General features: G+C 60.0%; 17 protein-coding genes. 9 read left to right on the top strand and 8 right to left on the bottom strand.

Features of this window, described 5'->3' with window-relative positions; translation table 11 throughout:
* Position 1: 1 nt before the first annotated feature.
* The 9 genes from murD (at position 2) to lpxC (ending at position 10,461) form a co-directional block, all read left to right on the top strand.
* Positions 2-1,348, top strand: coding sequence for a UDP-N-acetylmuramoyl-L-alanine--D-glutamate ligase (gene murD, locus AC1RL4_RS13600; RefSeq protein WP_064616203.1), 1,347 nt, complete (start codon positions 2-4; stop codon positions 1,346-1,348).
* A complete protein-coding gene (gene ftsW, locus AC1RL4_RS13595; RefSeq protein WP_019582352.1) occupies positions 1,345-2,562 on the top strand; it encodes a putative lipid II flippase FtsW in 1,218 nt (405 codons plus the stop codon). The genes murD and ftsW overlap by 4 nt, the downstream gene beginning before the upstream one ends.
* Positions 2,552-3,622 carry an undecaprenyldiphospho-muramoylpentapeptide beta-N-acetylglucosaminyltransferase gene (gene murG, locus AC1RL4_RS13590; protein ID WP_018930134.1) on the top strand — a complete coding sequence of 357 codons (1,071 nt, stop codon included), beginning with the start codon at positions 2,552-2,554 and terminating at the stop codon, positions 3,620-3,622. Before ftsW ends, murG begins: the two co-directional genes overlap by 11 nt.
* Complete coding sequence (murC, locus tag AC1RL4_RS13585; RefSeq protein ID WP_096481071.1) at positions 3,615-5,075, top strand: UDP-N-acetylmuramate--L-alanine ligase; 1,461 nt, start codon at positions 3,615-3,617, stop codon at positions 5,073-5,075. Before murG ends, murC begins: the two co-directional genes overlap by 8 nt.
* Positions 5,072-6,028, top strand: coding sequence for a D-alanine--D-alanine ligase (locus AC1RL4_RS13580; RefSeq protein ID WP_019582350.1), 957 nt, complete (start codon positions 5,072-5,074; stop codon positions 6,026-6,028). The genes murC and AC1RL4_RS13580 overlap by 4 nt, the downstream gene beginning before the upstream one ends.
* Positions 6,029-6,032: 4 nt before the next feature.
* On the top strand, positions 6,033-6,902 hold the full coding sequence (locus AC1RL4_RS13575; protein ID WP_007939848.1) for a cell division protein FtsQ/DivIB: 870 nt from the start codon (positions 6,033-6,035) through the stop codon (positions 6,900-6,902).
* A 15-nt stretch (positions 6,903-6,917) separates the two neighbouring features.
* On the top strand, positions 6,918-8,177 hold the full coding sequence (ftsA, locus tag AC1RL4_RS13570) for a cell division protein FtsA (protein ID WP_007939849.1): 1,260 nt from the start codon (positions 6,918-6,920) through the stop codon (positions 8,175-8,177).
* Positions 8,178-8,243: 66 nt separating this feature from the next.
* Positions 8,244-9,437, top strand: coding sequence for a cell division protein FtsZ (gene ftsZ, locus AC1RL4_RS13565; protein WP_007939850.1), 1,194 nt, complete (start codon positions 8,244-8,246; stop codon positions 9,435-9,437).
* A 112-nt stretch (positions 9,438-9,549) separates the two neighbouring features.
* Positions 9,550-10,461 carry a UDP-3-O-acyl-N-acetylglucosamine deacetylase gene (gene lpxC, locus AC1RL4_RS13560; RefSeq protein ID WP_007939852.1) on the top strand — a complete coding sequence of 304 codons (912 nt, stop codon included), beginning with the start codon at positions 9,550-9,552 and terminating at the stop codon, positions 10,459-10,461.
* Between the two features lie 67 nt (positions 10,462-10,528).
* Here lpxC and AC1RL4_RS13555 read toward each other — a convergent pair whose 3' ends face one another.
* The 8 genes from AC1RL4_RS13555 to AC1RL4_RS13520 all read right to left on the bottom strand — a co-directional run bounded on the left by AC1RL4_RS13555 (position 10,529) and on the right by AC1RL4_RS13520 (position 20,952).
* A complete protein-coding gene (locus tag AC1RL4_RS13555) occupies positions 10,529-12,025 on the bottom strand; it encodes a sensor domain-containing diguanylate cyclase (RefSeq protein WP_019582349.1) in 1,497 nt (498 codons plus the stop codon).
* A 147-nt stretch (positions 12,026-12,172) separates the two neighbouring features.
* The gene (locus tag AC1RL4_RS13550) at positions 12,173-13,492 is read right to left on the bottom strand and encodes an OprD family porin (RefSeq protein ID WP_230173923.1); all 1,320 of its coding nucleotides are present in this window, start codon (positions 13,490-13,492) and stop codon (positions 12,173-12,175) included.
* Between the two features lie 194 nt (positions 13,493-13,686).
* A complete protein-coding gene (locus AC1RL4_RS13545; protein ID WP_019582347.1) occupies positions 13,687-13,911 on the bottom strand; it encodes a hypothetical protein in 225 nt (74 codons plus the stop codon).
* A gap of 151 nt (positions 13,912-14,062) precedes the next feature.
* Complete coding sequence (locus AC1RL4_RS13540) at positions 14,063-14,560, bottom strand: hypothetical protein (RefSeq protein ID WP_019582346.1); 498 nt, start codon at positions 14,558-14,560, stop codon at positions 14,063-14,065.
* A 92-nt stretch (positions 14,561-14,652) separates the two neighbouring features.
* Positions 14,653-16,017 (bottom strand): heavy metal sensor histidine kinase, encoded by a 1,365-nt coding sequence (locus AC1RL4_RS13535; RefSeq protein ID WP_019582345.1) that lies wholly within the window; start codon positions 16,015-16,017, stop codon positions 14,653-14,655.
* On the bottom strand, positions 16,007-16,684 hold the full coding sequence (locus AC1RL4_RS13530) for a heavy metal response regulator transcription factor (protein ID WP_018930141.1): 678 nt from the start codon (positions 16,682-16,684) through the stop codon (positions 16,007-16,009). The genes AC1RL4_RS13535 and AC1RL4_RS13530 overlap by 11 nt, the downstream gene beginning before the upstream one ends.
* A gap of 9 nt (positions 16,685-16,693) precedes the next feature.
* Entirely contained in the window at positions 16,694-19,795 is a 3,102-nt protein-coding gene (locus tag AC1RL4_RS13525; RefSeq protein WP_019582343.1) for a multidrug efflux RND transporter permease subunit, read from the bottom strand.
* The gene (locus AC1RL4_RS13520; protein WP_096481067.1) at positions 19,792-20,952 is read right to left on the bottom strand and encodes an efflux RND transporter periplasmic adaptor subunit; all 1,161 of its coding nucleotides are present in this window, start codon (positions 20,950-20,952) and stop codon (positions 19,792-19,794) included. The genes AC1RL4_RS13525 and AC1RL4_RS13520 overlap by 4 nt, the downstream gene beginning before the upstream one ends.
* Positions 20,953-21,232: the final 280 nt, after the last annotated feature.

Below are 21,232 nucleotides of genomic sequence, written 5' to 3'. Positions count from 1 at the left end.
AGTGTCTCTGATCGCTTCTGACCACTTCCGCATCGTTGTCGGCCTCGGCAAGAGCGGCATGTCCCTGGTTCGCTTCCTGGCGAACCGGGGCGTGTCGTTTGCTGTCGCCGATACGCGGGAAAATCCACCGGAACTGGCCACGCTCAAGCGTGACTATCCGCACGTGGAAGTGCGTTGTGGCGAGCTGGACGTCGAATTCCTGTGCCGTGCCGACGAGCTCTACGTGAGCCCCGGCCTGGCGCTGGCGACCCCGGCCCTGCAGGCTGCCGCCGCCCGTGGCGTGAAAATGTCCGGCGACATCGAGCTGTTCGCGCGTAACGCGAAAGCGCCGATTGTCGCCATTACCGGTTCCAACGCCAAAAGCACCGTCACCACCCTGGTCGGCGAGATGGCGGCTGCGGCCGGCAAGCGTGTTGCCGTTGGTGGCAACCTCGGCACACCGGCGCTGGATTTGCTCAGCGACGACATCGAGCTGTACGTGATGGAACTGTCGAGCTTCCAGCTCGAAACCACCGATCAGCTCAACGCCGAAGTGGCGACCGTGCTCAACATCAGTGAAGACCACATGGACCGCTACAGCGGTCTGCCGGCCTATCACTTGGCCAAGCACCGGATCTTCCGGGGCGCCAGGCAGTTTGTGGTCAACCGTCAGGACGCCCTGAGCCGTCCGCTGATGGGTGAAGGTCAGCCGTGCTGGACCTTCGGTTTGAACAAGCCCGACTTCAAGGCCTTCGGCATTCGAGAGGAGAGCGGCGAGAAATACCTGGCCTTCGAATTCCAGAACCTGATGCCGGTACGCGAGCTGAAAGTTCGTGGTGCGCATAACCAGTCCAACGCCCTCGCGGCATTGGCGCTCGGTCACGCCGTCGGCCTGCCGTTCGACGCCATGCTTTCAGCCCTGCGCAATTTCGCCGGGCTCGAGCACCGCTGCCAGTGGGTCCGCGACCTTGATGGCGTGAGCTACTACAACGATTCCAAAGCCACCAACGTCGGCGCCGCATTGGCGGCCATCGAAGGCCTGGGGGCGGACATCGACGGCAAACTTGTGCTGATCGCCGGTGGCGATGGCAAGGGCGCCGAATTCAAGGATTTGCGTGATCCGGTGGCGGCCAACTGCCGCGCCGTCATTTTGATGGGCCGTGATTCCGACAAGATCGGTGAGGCCATCGGCGATGCCGTGCCACTGATTCGCGTTGGCTCGCTGATCGAAGCGGTCGAGCAATGCCGCGCCATCGCCGAAAAGGGCGACGCGGTGCTGCTGTCGCCGGCTTGCGCCAGCTTCGACATGTTCAAGAACTATGAAGACCGTGGTCACCAGTTCGTCCGCGCCGTGGAGGATCTGGCATGAGCTTGAAGAACATCATCAAGCCGTATCCATCGCCGCTGATCACCGGGCGCGGTATCGACCTCGATTTCCCGATGCTCGCCGGTTGCCTGGCACTGCTCGGCCTGGGGCTGATCATGATTGCCTCGGCATCGACCGAGGTGGGGGCGGTGCAGTCGGGCAGCGCTCTGTACTACATGATTCGCCACCTGATCTACGTTGTGCTGGGCCTGGGTGCCTGCATCGTCACCATGATGATTCCGATTGCCACCTGGCAACGCCTGGGCTGGCTGATGCTGCTTGGTGCGTTCGGCTTGCTGGTGATGGTGATCGTCCCGGGGATCGGTCGGGAAGTGAACGGTTCGATGCGCTGGATCGGCTTCAGTTTCTTCAACGTTCAGCCTTCCGAGATCGCCAAGGTGTTCGTGGTGATCTACCTCGCCGGTTATCTGGTGCGCCGTCAGAAAGAAGTGCGTGAAAGCTGGATGGGCTTCTTCAAGCCGTTCATCGTGCTGCTGCCGATGGCGGGGCTGTTGCTGATGGAGCCGGACTTCGGTGCCACCGTCGTGATGATGGGGGCGGCGGCGGCAATGCTGTTCCTCGGCGGAGTCGGTCTGTTCCGGTTTTCCCTGATGGTGGTCCTGGCTGTCGCGGCGGTGGTGTTGTTGATTCAGATGCAGCCGTATCGAATGGCGCGTCTGACCAACTTTGCCGATCCGTGGGCCGACCAGTTCGGTGCCGGCTATCAGCTCTCCCAGGCCTTGATCGCTTTCGGTCGCGGCGAATGGCTGGGCGTCGGCCTGGGTAACAGCGTGCAGAAACAGTTCTACTTGCCGGAAGCCCACACCGACTTCGTGTTTTCGGTGCTGGCTGAAGAACTCGGGGCCGTGGGTTCCTTGTGCACGGTGGCGCTGTTCGTCTTCGTGTGTATTCGTGGCATGTACATCGGCCTGTGGGCCGAGAAAGCCAAACAGTTTTTTGCCGCCTACGTTGCTTACGGCTTGTCGTTCCTGTGGATCGGCCAGTTCCTGATCAACATCGGCGTGAACGTCGGCCTGCTGCCGACCAAAGGTCTGACCCTGCCATTCCTCAGTTATGGCGGCAGTTCGTTGGTGATCTGCTGTGCCTGTCTTGGCTTGTTGCTGCGCATCGAGTGGGAGAGTCGAACCCATTTGGGCAGCGAAGAAATGGAATTCCATGAGAGCGACTTCGCCGAGGAGCCGAACCATGGGCGCTAACGTACTGATCATGGCTGGCGGCACCGGGGGCCATGTGTTCCCGGCACTTTCCTGTGCGCGTGAGTTCCAGGCCCGTGGCTACACCGTGCACTGGCTCGGCACGCCCCGCGGGATCGAAAACGATCTGGTGCCGGCGGCCGGTATTGAATTGCATCGGATCCACGCCAGCGGTTTGCGCGGCAAGGGCAAATTGTCCCTGCTCAAGGCGCCGGTCATGTTGCTCAAGTCGATCTGGCAGGCGCGGGCGATCATTCGTCAGCTGCGGCCAGTCTGTGTGGTCGGCTTTGGTGGTTTTGTGACTGGTCCTGGCGGCGTTGCAGCCAGACTGGCCGGCGTGCCGGTCATCGTTCACGAGCAGAACGCCGTGGCCGGTACCGCCAATCGGTTGCTGGTGCCGTTGGCCGCCCGAGTCTGTGAAGCGTTCCCCGACACCTTTACCCTGTCGGACAGCCGTCGGACCACCGGTAACCCGGTGCGCACCGAGCTGTTCCTCGAAACACCGCGACCTGCCCTGGCCGGTCGCAAGGCGCGTTTGCTGATCCTGGGTGGAAGCCTGGGCGCAGAGCCGTTGAACAAGTTGCTGCCTGAAGCCCTGTCGCAAGTCGCCCCCGACCTGCGCCCGGACGTGTTCCATCAGGCCGGCAAAAACCACGATGAAGTGACTGCAGAGCGCTATCGCGCGGCTGGCGTCGAGGCGCAAGTGCAGCCATTCATCAAAGACATGGCCCAAGCCTATGGCTGGGCCGACCTGGTGGTGTGCCGCGCAGGAGCGCTGACCATCAGTGAACTGGCGGCCGCCGGTCTGCCCTCGATGCTGGTGCCTTTGCCCCACGCGATCGACGATCACCAGACCCGCAACGCCGATTATTTGGCCCGTGAAGGCGCTGCCTTCCTGATGCCGCAAAGAACGACTGGCGCAGCGGACCTTGCCGCTCGCCTGACAGAGGTCTTGATGCAACCGCAACGACTCAACGACATGGCCAGCGCGGCACGCCGCCTGGCCAAACCCGATGCCACTCGTAACGTGGTCGATACTTGCCTTGAGGTGGCCCATGGTTGAGAACAAGAAAGCCATGCCACAACCGGAAATGCGCCGTATCCGTCGTATCCACTTCGTCGGAATTGGCGGCGTGGGTATGTGCGGTATCGCCGAAGTGTTGCTGAACCTGGGCTATCAAGTGTCCGGTTCCGACCTGAAAGCTTCGCCGGTGACCGAGCGCCTGGAATCTTTTGGTGCGCATATTTTCATCGGCCACCGTGCCGAGAACGCCGCAGCCGCCGACGTGCTGGTGGTGTCGAGCGCCGTCAACACGTCCAACCCGGAAGTCGCGACCGCGCTGGAACGCCGGATTCCGGTGGTGCCGCGTGCCGAGATGCTCGCCGAGCTGATGCGCTACCGCCACGGTATCGCCGTCGCCGGTACTCACGGCAAAACCACCACCACCAGCCTGATCGCTTCGGTGTTCGCCGCCGGTGGCCTGGACCCGACGTTCGTCATCGGTGGCCGTCTGAATGCCGCGGGCACCAATGCTCAGCTTGGCACCAGCCGCTACCTGATCGCGGAAGCCGACGAAAGCGATGCCAGCTTCCTGCACTTGCAGCCGCTGGTGGCCGTGGTCACCAACATCGACGCCGATCACATGGCGACCTACGACGGCGACTTCAACAAGCTGAAGAAAACCTTCGTCGAGTTCCTGCACAACCTGCCGTTCTACGGTTTGGCGGTGGTGTGCCTGGACGATCCAGTGGTGCGTGAAATCCTCCCGCTGGTGAAGCGTCCGACGGTCACTTACGGCTTCGGCGATGACGCCGACGTGCGTGCCATCAATGTGCGCCAGCAAGGCATGCAGACTTTCTTCACCGTGCTGCGCCCTGATCGCGAGCCGCTGGATGTCTCGGTAAACATGCCGGGCAACCACAACGTGCTGAACGCGCTGGCGACCATTTGCATTGCCACTGATGAAGGCGTCAGTGATGAAGCCATCGTCCAGGGCCTGTCCGGGTTCCAGGGTGTTGGCCGTCGCTTCCAGGTGTACGGCGAATTGCCGGTCGAAGACGGCAGCGTGATGCTGGTGGACGACTACGGTCACCACCCGACCGAAGTCGCGGCCGTGATCAAAGCCGTGCGCGGTGGCTGGCCGGAGCGCCGTCTGGTGATGGTCTACCAGCCGCACCGTTACAGCCGCACCCGCGACCTGTACGACGATTTCGTCAATGTGCTGGCCGACGCCAACGTGCTGCTGCTGATGGAAGTCTATCCGGCCGGCGAAGAGCCGATCCCGGGCGCCGACAGCCGCAAGCTGTGCAACAGCATCCGTCAGCGCGGTCAGCTCGACCCGATCTACATCGAGCGCGGTATCGATCTCGCGCCGATCGTCAAGCCGCTGCTGCGTGCCGGCGACATTCTGCTGTGCCAGGGCGCCGGTGATATCGGCGGTCTCGCACCCAAACTGTTGAACAGTCCGTTGTTCGCCGGGGCCGTTGCCGCACCGGTAGAGGGGAAGTTGAAATGACTGCTGCTTACGCCAACCTCGTCTCCACTGTCGCGCCGAAGGATTTCGGTCGCGTTGCCGTGCTGTTCGGCGGCAAGAGTGCCGAGCGTGAAGTGTCCCTGAAGTCGGGTAATGCGGTGCTCGACGCACTGCAAAGCGCTGGTGTGGACGCGTTCGGTATTGATGTGGGCGATGACCTGCTGCAGCGCTTGCTGAACGAAAAAATCGACCGCGCCTTTATCATCCTCCACGGTCGTGGCGGTGAAGACGGCAGCATGCAGGGCCTGCTCGAATGCGCAGGGATTCCGTACACCGGCAGCGGCATTCTGGCCTCGGCACTGGCCATGGACAAACTGCGCACCAAGCAGGTCTGGCACAGCCTCGGCATTCCGACGCCACGCCACGCGGTACTGCGCTCCGAGGCCGATTGTATTTCGGCGGCCACGGAACTGGGCTTCCCGTTGATCGTCAAACCGGCCCATGAAGGTTCCAGTATCGGGATGGCCAAAGTGACTTCCGCGCCCGAGTTGATCGAGGCGTGGAAAGCGGCCGGTACCTACGATTCGCAAGTGTTGGTAGAGCAATGGATTCACGGTCCGGAGTTCACCATCGCCACCCTGCGTGACCAGGTGTTGCCACCGATTGCCTTGGGCACGACGCACAGTTTCTACGACTACGACGCCAAGTACATCGCCAACGATACCCAGTACCGCATTCCGTGCGGCCTGGACAGCGACAAAGAAAAGGAACTCATGGACCTCACGGCCAAAGCCTGTGAGGCGCTGGGTATCGCCGGTTGGGGCAGGGCGGACGTGATGCAGGACGCCGACGGGCAGTTCTGGTTCCTGGAAGTCAACACCGCACCGGGCATGACCGATCACAGTCTGGTGCCAATGGCGGCCCGTGCCGCCGGCCTGGATTTCCAGCAACTGGTTCTGGCGATTCTGGCCGCAAGCATCGAGCCACGAGGGTAAGACCATGCAAGGCGCACAGCTGAGACATCAGCCCTCCGCACCACCCGGCCGCAAGCCGGTGCCGCGGGGTGCCAGCCGAATGGTGGCCAAAGAGCCGATGTCCGTGCGCCTGCCGAAAGCCAACTTCGGTTTTCTGAAAAGCTTGTTCTGGCCCGTGCTGCTGGTGGCGTTGGGGTTCGGTACTTACGAAGGCGCACAGCGTTTGCTGCCGTACGCCGACCGGCCGATCACCAAAATCGCCGTGCAGGGCGACTTGAGTTACATCAGCCAGCAAGCGGTGCAGCAGCGGATCGCCCCGTACGTGGCGTCGAGCTTCTTCACCATCGACCTAGCGAGCATGCGCACCGAGCTTGAACAGATGCCATGGATTGCCCACGCCGAAGTGCGTCGGGTGTGGCCGGATCAGGTAGTGATTCGCCTGGAAGAACAACTGCCGGTGGCCCGTTGGGGCGATGAGTCGCTGTTGAACAACCAGGGACAGGCGTTCACCCCGCGCGAGCTGGCGAACTACGAACACTTGCCACAGCTGTTCGGCCCGCAGCGGGCCCAGCAACAAGTGATGCAGCAATACCAGGTGCTGAGCCAGATGCTCAGGCCATTGGGCTTCTCGATTGCACGCCTGGAGTTGCGTGAACGAGGCAGCTGGTTCCTGACCACCGGCGCAGGCAGCGCCGGTCCCGGAATCGAACTGCTGCTGGGACGCGGCAACCTGGTGGAAAAGATGCGCCGCTTCATTGCCATCTATGACAAGACGCTCAAAGAGCAGATTACGAACATTGCGCGCATCGATCTGCGCTACGCCAACGGCCTTGCCGTTGGCTGGCGGGAACCTGTAGCGCCGACGACAGCCCAACCCGCTGTCGCAAAGAATTAAGAAGAGGCAGGACCCATGGCAAACGTGCAAAGCGGCAAAATGATCGTCGGTCTCGATATCGGCACCTCCAAGGTGGTGGCGCTGGTCGGCGAGGTTGCGGACGACGGCACGCTCGAAATCGTCGGGATCGGTACTCATCCGTCCCGCGGCCTGAAAAAAGGCGTAGTGGTGAACATCGAGTCCACCGTCCAGTCGATCCAGCGCGCTATCGAAGAAGCGCAGCTGATGGCCGGTTGCCGGATCCATTCGGCGTTCGTCGGCGTGGCCGGCAATCACATCCGCAGCCTGAACTCCCACGGCATCGTGGCGATTCGTGATCGCGAAGTCAGCTCCGCCGACCTTGAGCGCGTCCTCGACGCCGCCCAGGCTGTGGCAATCCCGGCTGACCAGCGCGTGCTGCACACTCTGCCGCAGGATTATGTGATCGATAACCAGGAAGGCGTGCGCGAGCCGCTGGGCATGTCCGGCGTGCGTCTGGAAGCCAAGGTTCACGTGGTCACCTGCGCCGTCAACGCCGCACAGAACATTGAAAAATGTGTGCGCCGCTGCGGCCTGGAAATCGACGACATCATTCTCGAGCAGCTGGCTTCGGCGTATTCGGTGCTGACCGACGACGAGAAAGAGCTGGGCGTGTGCCTGGTGGACATCGGCGGCGGTACCACCGACATCGCGATCTTCACCGAAGGCGCGATCCGTCACACCGCGGTGATCCCGATTGCGGGCGACCAGGTGACCAACGACATCGCGATGGCGTTGCGCACCCCGACCCAGTACGCCGAAGAAATCAAGATTCGCTATGCCTGCGCCCTGGCCAAACTGGCCGGTGCCGGTGAAACCATCAAGGTGCCGAGTGTCGGCGACCGTCCACCGCGCGAACTGTCCCGCCAGGCCTTGGCCGAAGTGGTCGAGCCGCGTTACGACGAGCTGTTCACCCTGATCCAGGCCGAACTGCGTCGCAGCGGCTATGAAGACCTGATCCCGGCCGGCATCGTGCTGACCGGCGGTACGTCGAAGATGGAAGGCGCGGTCGAACTGGCCGAAGAGATCTTCCACATGCCGGTTCGCCTGGGCGTGCCCCATGGCGTCAAGGGTCTGGACGACGTGGTCCGCAACCCGATCTATTCCACCGGCGTTGGCCTGTTGATGTACGGCCTGCAGAAGCAGTCCGACGGGATTTCGTTCTCGGGCATCGGCAGCCGCGACAGCTACAGCAATGACGAACCGAAAGCCGCTCTGCTCGATCGCATCAAGAGCTGGGTACAAGGCAATTTCTAAAGCTTTACCGCAACACCGCTTCAAAAGCAGTAGGCGAAAAAACTAGAGAATGTAAGGAGAGGGAAAATGTTCGAACTCGTAGACAACATCCCCGCAAGCCCGGTTATTAAAGTTATCGGTGTTGGCGGAGGCGGCGGCAACGCTGTCAATCACATGGTCAAGAGCAACATTGAAGGCGTTGAATTCATCTGCGCCAACACTGATGCCCAAGCGCTGAAAAGCATCAGCGCGCGCACCATTCTGCAACTGGGCACCAGCGTGACCAAAGGTCTGGGCGCCGGCGCCAACCCTGAAGTAGGTCGTCAGGCCGCTCTCGAAGACCGTGAGCGCATTGCCGAAGTCCTGCAGGGCACCAACATGGTGTTCATCACGACCGGCATGGGCGGCGGTACCGGTACCGGTGCAGCGCCAATCATTGCTGAAGTGGCCAAGGAAATGGGGATCCTCACCGTTGCGGTGGTGACCCGTCCGTTCCCGTTCGAAGGCCGCAAGCGCATGCAGCTCGCCGACGAGGGCATCCGTCTGCTGTCTGAAAGCGTCGACTCGTTGATCACCATTCCCAACGAGAAGCTGCTGACCATCCTCGGCAAAGACGCAAGCCTCCTGTCGGCTTTCGCCAAGGCCGACGATGTACTGGCCGGCGCCGTTCGCGGTATCTCCGACATCATCAAGCGTCCGGGCATGATCAACGTCGACTTCGCCGACGTGCGTACCGTGATGAGCGAAATGGGTATGGCGATGATGGGCACTGGCTGCGCCAGCGGTCCGAACCGTGCACGTGAGGCGACCGAAGCGGCCATTCGCAACCCGCTGCTCGAAGACGTGAACCTGCAAGGTGCACGCGGCATCCTGGTGAACATCACCGCCGGTCCTGACCTGTCGCTGGGTGAGTACTCCGACGTGGGTAGCATCATCGAAGCCTTCGCATCCGAGCACGCAATGGTCAAGGTCGGTACCGTTATCGATCCGGACATGCGCGACGAACTGCACGTGACTGTGGTTGCCACAGGTCTGGGCGCTAAAATCGAGAAGCCTGTGAAGGTCATCGACAACACCGTTCACACCTCGATGGCTTCCCAGCCACAACAACAAGCCCCTGTTCGTCAGGAACAGCCTGCGGTGAACTACCGTGACCTGGACCGTCCGACCGTCATGCGCAACCAGGCTCAGGCCGGTGCTGCGACTGCCGCGAAGATGAACCCGCAAGATGATCTGGACTACCTGGACATCCCGGCTTTCCTGCGTCGTCAGGCCGATTGATGAAATGTATCAGGGGTATTAGGGTGATTGGTGTTCAGCAAAGGTCTGGTCTGCTATCATCGCCAGCCTTTGTTGATACCAGTTCGCAATTTGCGCTGAAGCGGCCCATGCCATGATTAAACAACGCACCCTGAAGAATATTATCCGTGCCACAGGTGTCGGCCTGCACTCCGGGGAGAAGGTCTACCTGACCCTCAAGCCAGCGCCTGTCGACACCGGCATTGTGTTTTGTCGTGCTGACCTCGACCCTGTGGTGCAGATTCCTGCCCGCGCGGAAAACGTTGGCGAAACCACTATGTCGACCACGCTTGTTAACGGTGACGTCAAAGTGGACACGGTGGAGCACCTGCTCTCGGCCATGGCTGGCCTGGGCATCGATAACGCCTACGTCGAGCTCTCCGCGTCCGAAGTCCCGATCATGGATGGTAGCGCTGGACCCTTCGTATTCCTGATTCAATCGGCCGGCCTGGAAGAGCAGGACGCCGCCAAGAAGTTCATCCGGATCCTGCGGGAAGTGACAGTGGAAGACGGCGACAAGCGCGCCACTTTCGTCCCTTTCGAAGGTTTCAAAGTGAGCTTCGAGATCGATTTCGATCACCCGGTTTTCCGTGACCGCACACAAAGTGCAAGCGTGGATTTTTCCAGCACTTCGTTCGTAAAAGAAGTCAGCCGCGCACGTACCTTTGGTTTCATGAGTGATATCGAGTACCTGCGCAAGCACAACCTCGCACTCGGCGGCAGCGTTGAAAACGCAATTGTGGTCGACGCGGATGGTGTACTGAACGAAGACGGCCTTCGCTATGAAGACGAATTCGTGAAGCACAAAATCCTCGATGCGATTGGTGACCTCTACCTGCTGGGCAATAGCCTGATTGGTGAGTTCAAGGGCTTCAAGTCCGGACACGCATTGAACAACCAGCTGCTGCGCAAGTTGATTGAGCAGACAGATGCTTGGGAAGTCGTGACGTTCGAAGACGCCAGCACCGCACCGATCTCTTACATGCGTCCTGTTGCGGCCGTGTAAGCAAAAAACCTCTCTAGTTTTTTAAAGGCTACCTTCGGGTGGCCTTTTTTTATGCCTGCGGGAAAGATCAATCCGCAGCGACCACCCGGTTCCGCCCATTTTCCTTGGCCTGATACAGCGCCTTGTCCGCTGCAAACAGCAACTGTTCCAGGCTGATGTCGGTTGCTGTCGTCCAGGTACTGATACCAATACTGACAGTAATTGGCGAGACATCCCCCCCCACCAACGGCAATTGCTCCACCGCTATACGGATTTTTTCGGCAATCTGTTGGGCGCCGGCGCTGTCGGTTTCAGCCAGGATCACTGAAAACTCCTCGCCACCATACCGGGCGACCATGTCCGCCGGCCGTCGGACATGGGTGTCGATCAACTTGGCCACCGAGCGCAAGGCATCGTCGCCTCCCTGGTGGCCGTGGCGATCATTGAACGCCTTGAAGTGATCGATATCGATCATCAACAGCGACAACGGCTGACCGGAGCGCTGGGCACGAAACCATTCATGGTGCAGGGCCTGATCCAGGCTTCGGCGATTGGCCAGACCGGTCAAGGGATCGGTGGCGGCCAATTGTGCCAGTTCCTGCTCGGCACTTTGGCGTCGACGCAGCTCCCGGCAGAGCAACCAGGTCAGCCACAGCAGACTTGCGCACAGGGCAATGGTTGCCGAGCTGACCACCACCGCGGTGCGCTTCCAGGCCGCAAAGACTTCATCGCTGGACAGCGCAACGATGACGATCAACGGCAAATTCCCGACCTTGGAGAAGGTGTACAAGCGCTCATCGTTGTATCGACTGGACATGCCGGTGAAGCTGCCGTTGCCTTCTTTGACGATGCGCTGGAAATTGGGGCGGTTGCTGAAATCCTTGCCGATCAGCTCTTCGGCCAGGCGGGGTTGGTGGGCCAGAAGAATCCCGTCCTTGCTGATCAGGCTGACCGTACTGTCGCGGCCGATGCTCAAACTGTTGAACAACTGATCGAAGTAGCTCAAGCGCATGGCGGCTTCGGCCACGCCGAGGAACTCACCCTGGGTGCCGTTCACCCGGCGGCTGAAACTGATCCGCCAATCCTGTTCCGGCGGCCGGGCCCTGAAGGGGCGACTGATGAACATGCCCGGGTCCGGATTGTTGATGTGGGTCTGGAAGTATTCGCGATCAGCAAAGTTGCTCTTTCTGGGCTCCACCGAGGCCGAGTCGGCGATCACATCGCCCTTGTTGTCGAGCAACAAGATGTTGCCCTTGTACGGCGCGGCAGTGGCGCGGTCGAAATAGGCCAGGTGACGAATGGCTGGGGAAACGTTCTTGAGGTCTTCCCGCTGGGAGGCAGCGATCAAACCCAGCAGGGACACGTCATAGAGTTCGACATTGCGCAGCACGTCGGCGTCGATCAATTGCACGATATTGTTGGCGGCGCGAGCGGCGGACAATTTGGCATTGGCGTGTTCGCGGATCAGCAGGAACGCGACGATGCTCAGTATTGCAATCACCAACAACACACTACTGAGAACCAGAAGCCGCTCCGAGCGTGTCGAACGGATCGGATCACGGGATTTCGCACTGTTCACACTCATGGTTCTGACTTCTGCAAATAAGGCGTTATGAAAGTGCTTTTACAAGAATCGGGCAGAGTCCTAGAAACCGGTTGCGTCCTGCGCGCCTATATAAATCCCGGATAAAAAAAGGCCAGCAAAACATGCTGGCCTTTTGCTAATTGAAGCTTAGAAGACATTCAGCGGGTAGTCGACAATTACCCGGTATTCATCCGTGTCCTGATCCAGCGCACCGTAACCGTTGCCGCCACGGTTAGACGCCCATTGCAGACGCATCGCCAGGTCTTTGGCCTTGCCACCCTGGACCACGTACTTGAGCTCGATGTCTCGTTCCCAATGCCTGGCGTTTCTGCCGTCGGCGCTGTACCACGAGGCGTAACCGCGACTGTCCGGATCGACCTTGGTCAGGTCCAGTTCACCCCGTGAGTAGGACACCGCCGAGGTCAGGCCGGGCATGTCGAGGCCAGCAAAGTCGTAGGCGTACTTGAGTTTCCACGAGCGCTCATTCGGACCGTTGAAGTCCGAATACTGCTGGGAGTTGTCGAGATAAATGCTGTCGCCCTGGCTGATGTAATCGAACGGCGTATTGCCGTTGACCCGCTGGTAGGCGGCGGTGACGCTGTGATGGCCCACGTCGACGGTGAAATGCAGGCTGTAAGTGTTGTTGTCGATGTTGCCCAGCAGTGCATCGCCGGTGTCTTGCGTGTGATAGAAGTGCAGGCCCGGGTTGAGGCTGACCAAGTCATTCAGCGCATAGGTGTAATCCAGGTCGTAGTAGTACTGGTTCCAGATGTCCTTGAGTTCGGCCGCATACAGGCTGCTGGTCAAACCCGGCAGGCCGCTCCAGGCCACGCCGGCCCAATTCAAATGCCGGCTTTCATCGCCATCGGCCAGGCTGCCATAGGACGTGCCGATGCGGGTGTGGCCGCTCTGGTTGTAGAGTTTGGTGAAGCTGGCCTGACCACCCTCGATCATCAACCCGTCGACACTGTGGTTGGTCAGGCTGACGCCGCGAAAGGTCTGCGGCAGCATGCGGGTATCGCCACCGGCGATCACCGGGTTGGCAAGGAACAGGTCGCCGGCCTTCAATTCGGTATCGAAGGCCCGCATTTTCAGGGTGCCGCCAGCCGTGGAAAACGAGCCCGGTGCCTTGCCGTTGCCATCGCTGATCGGCAGGATGCTCGACCCGTCGGTGCCACCACCGCCGTCGAGCTTGAGCCCGAGCATCGCGTGGGCATCAACGCCGAAACCGATGGTGCCCTGGCTGAAGCCCGATTCGAAGCGGCCGAGAAAGCCCTGACCCCACTCGATGTTGTCATCGGCCTTTTGCAGGCGATTGCGGTTCATGTAGTAGTTGCGGGCATTGAGGTTGAGGCTCGACCCATCGACAAAGCCTTCGCGGCTGGATTCGTCGTCGGCCTGCGCGTTGTTGGCCATCGTTGCAGTGATTGCAATGAACAGCGGACTGAATCTGAGAGGGAAACGCACGTGCGGTAAAGCTCCTTGGGTCAACTAAGTATTTCATTGTTTTGAAGTGCGGATGTTTGTTGTCAGGGAAGACGAACTGAAGGGGTTTAAAACCACCACGAAAAAAAGCCGCTGGTAGCAGCGGCTTTGAAGACAATTTTTCAAAGGGAAGAGCCGATGAAAAGTGTCGAGGGAAACAGAGCGATACGTATGGATCAGCTGTCTTTCTCAACCCGTGGCTGGGCTTGAGTGCTCGACGCTTGAGGGGTTTGCGCAGCCTCTTGGGCCTTGGCTGTCAGTTCGCTTTGATACTGTTCGTAGGCTTTGGCGCGTTCGGCATTTTGTGCGACGAATGTCTGCGACTCTTCAGCCATGGCGAACGGAGACAGGAACAAGGACGACAAAACGAAAGCGCTGGCAATACCCATACTGTTGGACATCTTTAAACCTTCTTGCTTGGCAAGTGCTGTTTGATGGGGCAACGATAAGGGGGATCAGGGATGGGAAAAAGAGTCGATCAGGATAAGGACTGTTGCCTGCACGGCAACAGTTACTGCGTTGGCAAGGAGGTGTAGGGGGGTAAGCAGAAAGTCACTGTTTCGTCGGGATCAGGCGGATATCAAAATTCCCTTCGAACTCATGCGTGCCCCCATCAACCTCCGCCCAGAACTTAAAAGTCCCCGATGCATAGCTTGTTTCATAATCGAATGATTTGAGTGTTAAATCGCCTGCTTGAGCCGTGTACTGAGTCCTGTGGGAGCCCTCTTGGCGAAAGTATGACAGTGTAATGACCTTTGGCCAGTTGCCTCCAACCGGCAAAGCTACCCCCACCTCAGCGTCTTTGAAAAACTCGATTTGAATACCCCTGGAGTTTTCAGCGTCGGTAAACATCTGCCCGTAAAGAGTTATGCCGTCTCTGGAGCCTTCTCTGTATGAAACGACACTCGCATTAATGGGGCCCTCATAGGATTTGGTCGCAATCAGTGTGCCTTTGGATTCTTGCACTACATTTTCGGTAGTCATGCCGAACTCCTGTTCGTGATGAAGAGAGGTCTTGCCGATATCTTGGGAGATGGCAAGGTTCTTCATTTGGGACCGTAAGCATCGAGCTGTCTACTGTCAGAAATAATAGGTTGAACGTGTTTTTTGCTTTCAGCAGACAGTCGCTACATATTTCGAAATCAAACCGGTAAATGAATCCCGAAGGTATTCATCCCATGATCACTGCGCACAAACACATCCCCGCCATGCATCAGCGCAATCGCCTTGACGATCGCCAACCCCAGTCCATGGTTGTTGCCACTGTTACTGCGTGACGCATCGACCCGGTAGAAACGTTCGAACAGGCGCGGCAGATGCTCATTGGCAATCGGCGACCCCGGGTTGGCGACGCCGATGCTCACTTGGTGCTCCTCGACTTCGATCCGCACCTGAATCACTTGCCCAGGCGCGGTGTGCTGCACCGCGTTGCTCAGCAAGTTGATCAACGCCCGGCGCAGATGTGCGATCTCGATTCGCACCTGCGCATCGCCACTGACCTCGACCTGAACCTGCGCATCCTCAAGAATGAAATCCAGATATTCCAGCGTCGTCGCCACTTCGTCGGCCAGTGAGGTGGACGTCAGTTGGGTGGCCTTGCTGCCTTGGTCGGCGCTGGCGAGGAACAGCATGTCGTTGATGATCGAGCGCAGCCGTTCAAGCTCTTCAAGGTTCGATTGCAGCACTTCGAAATAGTGTTCGGCTGAACGCCCGCGTGTCAGTGCAACCTGGGTCTGACCGATCAGGTTGGTCAGCGGCGAGCGCAGTTCATGGGCCACGTCGGCATTGAACGATTCCAGCCGCGAGTAGGCCTGTTCCACCCGTTCCAGGGTGGCGTTGAACGAACTGACGAACTGATCGAGCTCCGGGGGCAATGGCGACAGTTGCAGACGCCCGGACAGCCGTGGTGGCGCCAGGCGCTGGGCTTCCTGCGACAACTTGATCAGCGGCTTAAGGCCGATCCGCGCCACCCAATAACCGAGTAGCGAGGCCAGCAATACACCAATGATCGCCAGGCTGATCAGGGCGATCAGCAAGTGGTGCTGCGTCTCGTAAAAGGTTTCGGTGTCGATGCCTATCATGAAGCGCAGCGGTGGGCGCTGGTCCTTGGCTGGCAACTCGGTTAGCAGCACTTTCAGCGGGTACGGATGGTCGGGCAATGCCATGTCGCGCATGCCCAACGGGCCTTGTGCGAACGCGCGGATCGACGCGTCGGGTTGGCCGTATTCATAACCGGGATTGCCGCTGACCACCCAAAAGCGAATGCGTTTATCTTCTTCGCTCAGCAGCTTGAGCTTGGCGTTGATCTTCACCCAATGCTCGGGCGTGCCGTAACGGTTGAGCGCCGATTCGAGCACGCTGTAGCGGGCGTCGAGTTCGGCTTCGGGCAGCAGGCCCAAGCCCTTGTCGACCTGTTGATACAGCGCACCGCCGATCAACAGGAACACCAGCAACGCCACCAGCGTAAACATCCCGCTCAGGCGCAGCGCGATGGAGTTACTGGACACCACGGCTCTCCAGCACATAACCCATGCCACGAATGGTGTGCAGCAATTTCTCGTCGAACGGCCCGTCGAGCTTGGCCCGCAGGCGTTTGATCGCGACTTCGACCACGTTGGCGTCGCTGTCGAAATTGATGTCCCAGACCATCTCGGCGATGGCGGTTTTCGAGAGGATTTCACCCTGTCTGCGCGCCAACACACTCAACAGTGAGAACTCCTTGGCGGTCAGATCCAGGCGGGTGCCGGCGCGAGTGGCTTTGCGGCTGATCAAATCTATCCACAGGTCGGCGATGCTCACCTGCACCGGCTCATGGCCACCGCTGCGCCGGGTCAGCGCTTGCAGGCGCGCCACCAGTTCGAGGAAGGAAAACGGTTTGCCGAGGTAATCGTCCGCGCCATCGCGCAGGCCTTTGATGCGGTCTTCCACCCGCTCGCGGGCGGTGAGCATGATCACCGGGGTTTGCTTGCGCGCACGCAATGCGCGCAGCACGCCGAAACCGTCGAGGCCCGGCAGCATGACGTCGAGGACAATCACCGCGTAGTCATTTTCCAGCGCCAGGTGCAGGCCTTCGACGCCATCGCGGGCCACGTCCACGGTGTAACCTTGTTCCGTCAGACCGCGGTGCAGATAATCCGCGGTTTTTTCCTCGTCTTCGATAATCAGAACGCGCATGACCCCGCCTCAGTCTGTGGTCGCCAGCACCGGCTGCTGTGCTGGTGTGGGTCTATGGAATATCCGCTCAAGCCACAAGTATATGACCGGCGTGGTGAACAGCGTCAGCGCCTGGCTCACCAGCAAACCGCCGACCACCGCGATGCCCAATGGCTGGCGCAGTTCGGCGCCGGTGCCGTAGCCGATCATCAACGGCAAGGCACCGAGCAGGGCGGCAAGCGTAGTCATGATGATCGGCCGGAACCGTGTGAGGCAGGCTTCATGGATCGCCTCCAGCGGTGGCAGGCCACGGTTGCGCTGGGCATCCAGCGCGAAGTCGATCATCAGAATCCCGTTCTTCTTGACGATACCGATCAGCAGCACCAGCCCGATCAGCGCCATGATCGAAAAGTCCTGGCCGCAGATCCATAGCATGATCACTGCCCCGAGCCCCGCCGAGGGTAGGGTCGAGATGATTGTCAGCGGATGCACGAAGCTTTCGTACAGCACGCCGAGAATGATGTACACCGCCACCAACGCCGCCAGAATCAACCACGGCTGGCTGGCCAGCGAACTCTGGAACGCCTGGGCCGCGCCCTGGAAATTACCGCTGATGGCGGCCGGCATACCGATGTCAGCCTTGGCCTGGTTGAGCATGATCACCGCATCACCCAACGCCACGCCGGAAGCCAGGTTGAATGACAGGTTGGCCGCCGGGAACATTCCGTCGTGAGCGATGGATAACGGGCCGATGGTCGGCGCATCGAATTTCGCCAGGGCCGACAGCGGCACCATTTCCCCACTCAGTGGCGAGCGCAGGTAGAAATAGTTGAGGCTTTCGGCCTTGCCGCGCTGTTTGGTGTCCAGTTCCAGAATCACGTTGTACTGGTTGGTCTGGGTCTGGAATTCATTGATCTGCCGCTGGCCGAAGGCGTCGTACAGCGCTTCGTCGACATCGCTGGCGGTCAGGCCGAAACGCGCCGCCGCGCTGCGGTCGATGCTGATGTGGGTGATGCTGCCGCCCAGTTGCAAGTCGTTGGAAATGTCGCGGAACGCCGGGTTGCTGCGAAGTTTTTCCGTCAGGCGCTGGGTCCAGGTACTCAGGAGGGCACCGTCGTTGCTCTTGAGCACGTATTGGTACTGGGCGCGGCTTGGGCCGGAACTGAGGTTGATGTCTTGCCCGGCGCGCAGGTACAGCACGATGCCCGGGACTTTCATCAGTTGCGGGCGAATCCGGTCGATGAACTGGCTGGCGGACACATCGCGGTCGCCACGCTTTTTCAGCGAAATCCAGAAGCGGCCGTTGGCGATGGTCTGGTTGCTGCCCGAAACGCCGACCGAGTGGGAGAACGTCTCGACGGCGGGGTCGGCGGCGACGATTTCGGCCATCGCCAAGTGTTTTTTCACCATGTCGCCGTAGGAAATATCTGCAGCTGCTTCGGTGGTGCCGAGGACGAATCCGGTGTCCTGTACCGGGAAGAAGCCTTTGGGGATGAAAATGTAACCGGCAATGGCCAGCCCCAGCGACAGGCCGAACACACCGATCATCAATGTCTGATGGGCGAGGGCGCGGCGCAGGCCCTTATCGTACAGCGCCAGCAAGCGCTCGCCGAAACCCGGCTTGCTGTGGGCATGATGCGCCGGTGCGCGCATGAACAGCGCGGCCAGCGTCGGTGCCAGGGTCAGGGATACCACCACCGAAATCAGGATGGTCGAGGTCGCGGTCAAGGCGAACTCCTTGAACAGCCGCCCGACCACACCGCCCATGAACAGCAGCGGAATGAACGCCGCCACCAGCGAGAAACTGATCGAGACCACGGTAAAACCGATCTCGCCGGCGCCTTTGATCGCCGCCTCGCGCATGCCGTCGCCGGCCTCCAGGTGCCGGTGAATGTTTTCCACCACCACAATCGCATCGTCGACCACAAACCCGACGGACACCACGATCGCCACCAGCGTCAGGTTATTCAGGCTGAAGCCCATGATGTACATCAGGGCGAAACTGGCAGTCAGCGACACACCGAGCACCGCTGTCACGATCAGGGTCGCCGACAGTTGCCGCAGGAACAGCGCCATCACCGCCACCACCAGCAGGATCGCGATCATCAGGGTGACTTCCACTTCATGCAGCGAGGCGCGGATGGTCTGGGTGCGGTCGATCAGCACCTTGACCTGCACCGAGGCCGGCAACATGGCATTCAGCGTCGGCAGGGCCGCTTGAATACGATCAACGGTCTCGACGATGTTGGCGCTCGGTTGCCGGAAAATCACCAGGTTCACCCCCGGCTGGCCGTCAGCCCAGGCCTGGATGTAGGCATCTTCGGAACCGTTGACCACTTTGGCCACGTCCTTGAGATGAACTGGCGCACCATTCTTGTAGGAAACGATGAGTTGGCTGTAATCCTCGGGGTGGAACAACTGGTCGTTGGTGGACAGGGTCGAAATACTCGACTCGCCATATAACGCACCTTTGGCCTGGTTGAGGCTGGTTTGCTGGATCGCCAGGCGAATGTCCGCCAGGGTCAGGCCAATGGCGGCGAGTTTGTCCGCCGAGGCCTGCACGCGAATCGCCGGACGTTGCTGACCGGTGATGTTCACTTGGCCTACACCGTCGATCTGACTGATCTGACGGGCGAGCAGGGTTTCTACCAGATCGCTGAGTTCGGTGCCGGGCATTTGCGGTGAATTGATGCTGAGAATCAGCACCGGGCTGTCAGCCGGGTTGACCTTGCGCCAGGTCGGCAGGTTGGGCATATCTTTGGGCAGTTTGCCGGCGGCGGTGTTGATCGCGGCCTGGACTTCCTGGGCGGCGGTGTCGATGCTTTTGTCGAGGGTGAATTGCAGGGTCAGGATGGTCGAGCCCAGGGCGCTGCTCGAGGTCATCTGGGTTACGCCGGGGATGGCGCTGAATTGCACTTCAAGCGGCGTGGCCACCGACGAGGCCATGGTCTCCGGGTTGGCGCCGGGCAGCTGCGCGGCCACCTGAATGGTCGGGAATTCCGCTTCCGGCAGTGGCGCAATCGACAGTCGCGGGAAGGCGATGACGCCGAGCAATATAAGGGCAAAGGTCAGCAGGACCGTCGCCACCGGATGATCGATGCACCACGCGGAAATGGAACCGTGGCCCTTCATGGTTTTGGCTCCGACTGGACCACTTGCGCTGGCTCGCTCAGTACCTGAACCGTCGAGCCGGGTTTGAGCCTCGATTGGCCGTCGCTGACCAGCACGTCGCCTGGTTTAACGCCTTTGATAATGTCCTGGCCGCTGCCTTGATAAACCATTTGCACCTGCACGGCTTCGACCTTGTCGCCGTTGACCCTGTACACGAAATGTTGATCGAGCCCGCGTTGTACGACCGTGGGCGGCACCACCAGCGCATTTTTATCCAGCGCTGTCTGAATCTTTACCGTCACCAGCAGGCCCGGCCAGAGCTTCTGTGCGGGGTTGGCGAATTCGGCTTTGGCGCGGATGGTGCCGGTGTTGGTGTTGATCTGGTTGTCGATCAGGGTCAGGTGACCTTCGCCCAGCAGGTTGCCGGTTTCACCGTCAGTGTCAGCGCCGATGTAAGCCTTGACCGGTGCTTGCTGTGGATCGTTGATCAGGCCTTGCAGGGTCGGCAGCATTTGCTGCGGCAGGGAAAACTCCACGGCGATCGGGTCGATCTGGGTCACCGTGAACAGACCTTGGGTGTCGGTCATGCGCAGGAAGTTGCCTTCATCGACTGTGCGAATACCAACGCGACCGGTGACTGGCGAGCGAATCTGTGTGTAGGACAGCTGCACCAGAGCGGCGTCGATTGAGGCCTGATTGCCTTGGGCGGTGGCTTTGAGTTGGTTGACCAGGGCTTGTTGCTGGTCGTAGGTCTGCTTGGACACGCCGTCGTCGACACTGAGCAGTTTGTAGCGCTTGAGGTTGACCTGGGCCACTTGCAGTTGCGCCTGGCTTTCGCCCAGTTGCGCCCGGGCCAGGTCGAGGCTGGCGCGGATCGAGCGGTCATCGAGGGTGGCCAGCAGGTCGCCCTGGTTCACCAGTTGGCCTTCCTTGACCAGCAGTTTGGTGAGGATGCCGTCGATTTGCGGGCGCACGACCACGCTGTGTAAGGACAACACCGAGCCGATGCCGCTGACGTAGCGGGGCACATCTTTTTCGACGACGCTGACCACCCGCACGGGGATGGCGCTGGGGGCGGCCAGTTTGGTGGTGACGGGTTTGGTGGCGTACCAAACGCCCGTCGCTGCCAGGGTGATCAGAAGGGCGGCGAGCAGGGCGGTTTTTTTCTGAATTCGCATGCGAGTGGGGCGCCGGGCTGAGTGGTCTGGTTTTGTCAGGTTTATACCTTCCTTTATAAACCTGTTCGCCGGTCAGGAGCGTGACTGGTAACTGACGGCTCTGTCAGTTTGGACCGGGATCTTGTTTTGATCTTGGCGGCCTTATAGCCGACCAGGTTCTTGCTGACTGAGTACATATCCATTTCTGCGGTAACGGCCACTTATGGTTCCGCTCTTACAGCCATCCCTTTCAAGGTCTTTTCGTTTTGGCGGCCTTGATTACCCGGTCCGTTGAAACATG

The sequence above is a fragment of the Pseudomonas sp. GW822-FHT07A10 genome (assembly GCF_058798795.1).
The sequence above is the reverse complement of the archived record's forward strand: the minus strand, read 5'-3'. Positions and strand labels throughout refer to the sequence as shown.

What these genes read in the sequence shown, in the direction of transcription:
- ftsA (WP_007939849.1), top strand. Translation starts at nt 6,918, where the DNA reads ATGGCAAACGTGCAAAGCGGCAAAATGATCGTCGGTCTCGATATCGGC.
- AC1RL4_RS13575 (WP_007939848.1), top strand. Translation starts at nt 6,033, where the DNA reads ATGCAAGGCGCACAGCTGAGACATCAGCCCTCCGCACCACCCGGCCGC.
- lpxC (WP_007939852.1), top strand. Translation starts at nt 9,550, where the DNA reads ATGATTAAACAACGCACCCTGAAGAATATTATCCGTGCCACAGGTGTC.
- AC1RL4_RS13555 (WP_019582349.1), bottom strand. Translation starts at nt 12,025, where the DNA reads ATGAGTGTGAACAGTGCGAAATCCCGTGATCCGATCCGTTCGACACGC.
- murG (WP_018930134.1), top strand. Translation starts at nt 2,552, where the DNA reads ATGGGCGCTAACGTACTGATCATGGCTGGCGGCACCGGGGGCCATGTG.
- AC1RL4_RS13520 (WP_096481067.1), bottom strand. Translation starts at nt 20,952, where the DNA reads ATGCGAATTCAGAAAAAAACCGCCCTGCTCGCCGCCCTTCTGATCACC.
- AC1RL4_RS13525 (WP_019582343.1), bottom strand. Translation starts at nt 19,795, where the DNA reads ATGAAGGGCCACGGTTCCATTTCCGCGTGGTGCATCGATCATCCGGTG.
- ftsW (WP_019582352.1), top strand. Translation starts at nt 1,345, where the DNA reads ATGAGCTTGAAGAACATCATCAAGCCGTATCCATCGCCGCTGATCACC.
- AC1RL4_RS13540 (WP_019582346.1), bottom strand. Translation starts at nt 14,560, where the DNA reads ATGAAGAACCTTGCCATCTCCCAAGATATCGGCAAGACCTCTCTTCAT.
- AC1RL4_RS13545 (WP_019582347.1), bottom strand. Translation starts at nt 13,911, where the DNA reads ATGTCCAACAGTATGGGTATTGCCAGCGCTTTCGTTTTGTCGTCCTTG.
- ftsZ (WP_007939850.1), top strand. Translation starts at nt 8,244, where the DNA reads ATGTTCGAACTCGTAGACAACATCCCCGCAAGCCCGGTTATTAAAGTT.
- murC (WP_096481071.1), top strand. Translation starts at nt 3,615, where the DNA reads ATGGTTGAGAACAAGAAAGCCATGCCACAACCGGAAATGCGCCGTATC.
- AC1RL4_RS13530 (WP_018930141.1), bottom strand. Translation starts at nt 16,684, where the DNA reads ATGCGCGTTCTGATTATCGAAGACGAGGAAAAAACCGCGGATTATCTG.
- AC1RL4_RS13580 (WP_019582350.1), top strand. Translation starts at nt 5,072, where the DNA reads ATGACTGCTGCTTACGCCAACCTCGTCTCCACTGTCGCGCCGAAGGAT.